The organism is Arenibacter lacus (assembly GCF_008711145.1).
Taxonomy (GTDB): domain Bacteria; phylum Bacteroidota; class Bacteroidia; order Flavobacteriales; family Flavobacteriaceae; genus Arenibacter; species Arenibacter amylolyticus.
Window position 1 is genome coordinate 1 of record NZ_VVIN01000188.1, and the last position, 1,000, is coordinate 1,000.

The window sequence follows — 1,000 nt, forward strand, 5'->3', positions numbered from 1 at the left end:
CATAACGAAAAATGGTAGCCGTAGTTGCCGGATTTACAGCACTTTCGTATCAATTTAGCACTTCGGTTCGTTAAAAGCACCAAAGTATCAAGTTGGCACGAAAGCCGGCAATTATCGGCTACCATATGTTAGTGGCATTTATCATTTCATTATATTCATTTGCTTTAACGCATTTTTTGTTACATTAATTCTCGATGAAATAAAATCATCAACATTCAATCCGTCTGTCGGAATTACATTTGTTGCAAAAAAATAAACATTAGATTTTGTTTCAACATAACCAACAAACCAACCATTATATTTTTCTTCTATCGAACTTAATCCAGTCTTACCGCTTAAAATGTAATTTTCAGTTCGCTCAATTTCCATAATATTTTTGACAATCTTTATTGTCCTATCAGAAATTGGAAATTTTGAAAAATAGAATTTCCTTAAAAAGTCGATTTGTTGTTTTTGAGATATTTTTGAATTTCCTTCAAGCCAAAAATTGTCAATCGTTAAACTGTCAAAAATCATATTTTTATACTCAAATTTTTCTAAATATTCTTTCATTTTAATTGTTCCGATTTTCCTTGCAATTTCCTGATAGCAAGGAACACAGGAAATTCTAAAAGCATCTTTAAATGATAAATCTTTTTCCCAAATATCCATTTTTCTCTGCTCGCCATTCCATTTTAAAATAGTTGTATCATTTTCAATAATGCCTAATTCAACAGCAATTATAGAATTTGGAATTTTGAATGTTGATGCAGGTAATTTTCCGTTTTTAGCCCAATCAAAGTCATTTGAGTAAAAAGTATTCTTGTCGTTATCATAAATTAGAATTGAACCATTTACTTGAAAACTATCTAAAATTTTGTCAAAATCAGAAATTTCTGTTTCAATTATGTTTTTATTCGTTGTTGTGTTACAGCAAACAAATAAAAATATCATTGAAATAAAAACTACAAATAAAATATTTTTCATTTATTGTCTAATTATCGTTTGTTTTTGTTGCCAC

General features: G+C 28.3%; 1 protein-coding gene. It reads right to left on the minus strand.

The annotated features are described in order from the left end of the window. Positions 1 to 141: 141 nt before the first annotated feature. Positions 142 to 966, minus strand: a complete 825-nt coding sequence (locus F1E73_RS17075) for a class D beta-lactamase OXA-347 (protein WP_004295324.1) — start codon at positions 964 to 966, stop codon at positions 142 to 144. Between the last annotated feature and the right edge of the window lie 34 nt (positions 967 to 1,000).